General features: G+C 31.5%; 4 protein-coding genes. 1 reads left to right on the top strand and 3 read right to left on the bottom strand.

Annotation, left to right across the window (positions count from 1 at the left end; genetic code table 11):
* Positions 1-428 precede the first annotated feature (428 nt).
* Entirely contained in the window at positions 429-1,121 is a 693-nt protein-coding gene (locus UIB65_RS00045; RefSeq protein WP_330039128.1) for a SprT family zinc-dependent metalloprotease, read from the top strand.
* A 5-nt stretch (positions 1,122-1,126) separates the two neighbouring features.
* Here UIB65_RS00045 and atwA read toward each other — a convergent pair whose 3' ends face one another.
* The 3 genes from atwA to UIB65_RS00030 form a co-directional block, all read right to left on the bottom strand.
* Positions 1,127-2,728: a methyl coenzyme M reductase system, component A2 gene (atwA, locus tag UIB65_RS00040; protein WP_296803780.1), complete on the bottom strand. Its 1,602-nt coding sequence runs from the start codon at positions 2,726-2,728 to the stop codon at positions 1,127-1,129.
* Positions 2,729-2,805: 77 nt separating this feature from the next.
* Positions 2,806-3,516, bottom strand: a complete 711-nt coding sequence (locus UIB65_RS00035) for an MJ0144 family RNA dihydrouridine synthase-like protein (RefSeq protein WP_330039129.1) — start codon at positions 3,514-3,516, stop codon at positions 2,806-2,808.
* Positions 3,517-3,545: 29 nt separating this feature from the next.
* Positions 3,546-4,307 (bottom strand): GTP cyclohydrolase III, encoded by a 762-nt coding sequence (locus tag UIB65_RS00030; RefSeq protein WP_292606136.1) that lies wholly within the window; start codon positions 4,305-4,307, stop codon positions 3,546-3,548.
* Positions 4,308-4,431 lie beyond the last annotated feature (124 nt).

Raw genomic sequence — 4,431 nt, 5'->3', positions numbered from 1 at the left:
GGCATGATAAAAACTTTTACTCCACCTATTTATTAAATTTAACTATTTTTAGATAAAATTAAAAATTCACAACTAATTTTCATCAAAAAATTTTAAATCAACAAAGTTTTTGAAAGAGTCAAAATATTTAAACTTAATACTGTAAAAAAATAATTTAGGATTTGAAACAAAACTAGAATCATTTCCCCATAGTCCGATGATAATAATGATAATAGCAACATATTAGAACAAATGTTCTAAATGCATTGTCTCGCGATGAGCCCTAAGGAATTTCTTATATCTGGAGCCCTTAATATGACCAACTGCATATTTACTATTATCTTAACCAATAATATTCAGACTAGCGAAAATAGTCTTTGGATTTGACACTATGGCAAACAAGAATTAAGGTTTAAATAAAACATTAACACTATTTTTTAATAGATAACATGAGAAAGAAAGAAATTGAAATCGAAGGAATAACAATACAACTACACCGAAAAAATATCAAAAATATGTATCTTCGAGTTTTACCACCACAAGGAGAAGTTGTAATCTCCGCACCATACCTTTTACCCTATGAAGAAATAATCAATTTTGTAAAGTATAGAAAAGAATGGATTTTAAAAAAGCAGGAACTAATTTTAAACAACAATATACAAGGCCCATTAAAATACAAAACCGGTGAAAAACATTACCTCTGGGGAGCAGAATACGAATTACAATTGGTTTCCAAAGATGAATTAAAAAAAATTCATGTTGATTATAATGAAAACATAATATATCTTCCGGTTCCCAAAAGAAGCAAAAAGGAAACCCGAGAAAAACTTTTAAATGAACTGTATCGGTCTGAACTTAAAAAGGCTATACCTCCAGTTTTGAAAAAATGCAGTGCAATGGTTGGCAAAACCCCCTCAGAAGTAAAAGTAAGAAACATGAAAAATTGGGGAAACTGTAGATATCAGGACAAAAGAATTACATTAAATTTGAAATTAGCAAAAAAAGATCCAATTTGCCTTGAATATGTAATGATACATGAATTATGTCATCTGATAGAATTCAATCATGGAAAAAACTTTAAAAAATTGATGGACAAATTTTGTCCAAATTGGAAAAAAATAAAAAAAATATTAAATGAATAAGAAGATTATCTGTTTTCTTTAAGCATGTCTTCTTTTTCATCTGGAGTTAATTGTTCAACAATATCTTCAGGAGTACCTATATCAAGGATTTTACCTCCCCTCATTAAAGCAGCCCTATCACAAACATCCAAAACAAAGTCCATATCGTGAGAAATGATAATGAATGTTTGTTCTAATTCAGTACGTGCTTTTAAGATAGAATCTGTTACAACAACACGAGTGACAGGGTCCATTGTACCTGTCGGTTCATCTAAAACAATAAGATTAGGTTCTTTAATTAAAACTTGCGCAAGAGCAATCCTATGTTTTTCCCCAACACTTAATTGGTCAGGATATTTGTCAAGAATAGCTACAGCAGTTGCATCTGAAAATCCAACTGTAGTTAATGCATGAATAGCTTTAATTTTACCAAACTCAGCAGGCAAATTCAAACTGATTGCATCAGTTAAGTTACCCAAAATAGTTCTATGAGGATATAATGAATACTCTTGATGTAATAAACCAATATAAGGCATAATACGGCCACGATTAAGAGGACCCACTTTAGTCATGTCAATCCATTCATCACCAAGTTTAATTTCAATGTTACCGCTACTTGGTTCAGTTAATCCCATCAACATTCTAGTTGTAGTTGTTTTTCCAGAACCGCTTAAACCTACAATACCGAATATTTCTTCTTTATTAATGTCTAAGCTAATTCCATCAACAGCTTTTACTACTCCTCTTTCAATAGAATAGTAATGTTTTTTAACATCTTCAAGAATTACTTGTTTTTCACCGAATTCAGGGATTTCTGGTTTTTCTGGAATTGGTACAGTTTCCATAAACTTGTCTACAATAGTTTGTGGTTCTCCTTCTTCTTTAATTTGACCATCTTCCAACCAAATAACATTGTCAGCAAGTTCAGTCATAACTTCTGGCCAGTGAGAAGTAATTAACATGGTGATTCCTTCATCTTTTACGCCCTCTTTCAAAGTATTGTGAAGTTTTACAGCAGTTTGAGGATCTAATGTACCGGTTGGTTCGTCAGCTAAAAACATCATAGGGCCTTTAGCCAATTGTCTTGCAAGAACAACCCTTTGCTTTTCTCCCCCACTCAAATCACGAGCAATATGAGTGATCCTATGATTCATCTGAACCATTTCTAATAATTCAAGAGCAAAGTACAGTCCTTCTTCATAATCGACATTATCAGGCATTGCCCTCATTACATTTTCAATTACTGTTTCCTCATCATACAATGCGAAATTACGTTGCAACATGATGGAAATTCTTCTTTTGATACTTGCGAATAATTTTCTTTCAGCATTGAAGAAATCAACTTCTTTTGATTCTAATGTTGCACCACAACTACATTTTTCACCGACATGTGATGGAGAGTCTACTGCTAAACATTCTGGGCAAACAGCAAGGTTCATTATAATATTACCTGCATCAGGCTTGTAATCTAATGTACCCCTAAGCATGTTAATTAAAACAGATTTTCCACTTCCACTACGTCCCAAAATACCTAAAGTTTCACCTTCATTAATCTTCAAATTAATATCTTTAAGAACATCAACACCATCAAATGTTTTTGTAATATTCTTAAGTGTAATAAAATCCATGAAATCACCTATTAAAATAATTTTTATTCAAAACTATTAATAATACTTTCTAATAACAATTGTTTTAAAAAAAAATATTAATATTGAGAAATATTAAAATCCAAATTGCCAGAAATAACTGCTCTAGCAATTGAAAAACCATAAACGCCAGCAGCTATCATTTTTTCAATATTCTCTTCACAATTTAAAGAATTGTTTCCAATTACCTTAACATCAGTATTATCAGAAATCTCTTTTACAAGAGAATAGTCTGCATCAAAAACACCTTTTTTCATCGCATCAATATGCAAATAATCTGCACCTGCATCCCCAATCAATTGGGCAACTTTTAACGTATCAATCCCATCAACATTAGCCCTGATTTTAACAGAAACTTCACAATCAACATTATTAACAATTTGAGATATGAATTCTTTCAAATCAGGCCTTTTTAACATTTCTTGCCCACAACCAATAGATGTAATCTCCTCTTGGCGACAATGACAATTAATTTCAACAATATCCAATTCTTTAATATTACCAACATCGATTATTGGCTGTGGAGTTGTTGCCCTTACATTTGCAGACACTTTTACATTAGGATGAACTTTCTTTACTGAAGCAACTTCCGATTCAATATGCGAAAATATTTCATTTAAAGGGAAATCGAACTCTTTTCTCCCTCTTTTAACAATTTCTTTACTTGCTTCAATAGTAGATGCATCTAAACTATAACCACCCAAAGTAGCTACATCAAAACCCAATGGAATAACACGATTTAAAAATTCGGAATTTGAAATTCCGGCCATAGGTGCAACTACTTTCATCATAAAATCACTTAATACTCTTTTTCAATAACCCAAGTCCACATTTCATTATTATTAGCACGAATTTCCTCAAGTCCTATATCAGCCATGTATGCTGCATCTTCAGCATTTTTACCTCTGCCTATACCTGCTTTGAGTTTAATGCCTATTTCTTCATCAATTTCAACCATTATTTCTTCAATTTCCTTTTCAGATAAACCATTACATGGAGACATGAAATTATCTCCACCAATGAAGAACAATAATGCTCCTTTTTTAATCAATTTAGTCATTAAATAATGTTGAGCTTTGTTAACCATGAAACTAGTGTCAAAAGCAGATTCAATGTCAGTTAATGTTTCAGTTACACTATTAATATCAATGTGAGCTGCTTGAACATAACTATCTTCTTCACTAACCAAACTATCGATAGCTAAAATTTCTTTTCTTTCACCGGATTGAGCACTGCCCGCTTTTTGAAGAGCAATAGTTGCTAATTTTTGAGCTTCATGAGGAGTTTCAGCAGCTCCAACACCCATACTTACAGTAATAGGATATCTATTTCTAATAGACCTTTGAATTCTTAAGTGATCTTCTTCATCAAGACCATTGGAAATTGCAAGTAAATTATCAAATCTAGTAAAGAAAACCAAACCTTTCTTATTGCCGAAATGATTATTTAAATCAGCAAATAAACTAGCTTGAAGCATTTGTAAATCAGATTCAGTACGTGGTCTTGGAGTTACAGTCCATGGCCCATAATTGTCAATTTGTATTAATGTCATTTGTATCATTTAATATTCGCCTCTTTTAATTAAAGAATACTATCCATAATAATTTGTGCTAAATTTTTTTTAGCACCTAAATTATTCATTATAGTATTTGTAACTGTTACCTTATTAACTATTTGATTTAATT

This window comes from Methanobrevibacter sp. (assembly GCF_036307625.1).
Classification (GTDB): Archaea; Methanobacteriota; Methanobacteria; order Methanobacteriales; family Methanobacteriaceae; genus Methanocatella.
The sequence above is the reverse complement of the archived record's forward strand: the minus strand, read 5'-3'. Positions and strand labels throughout refer to the sequence as shown.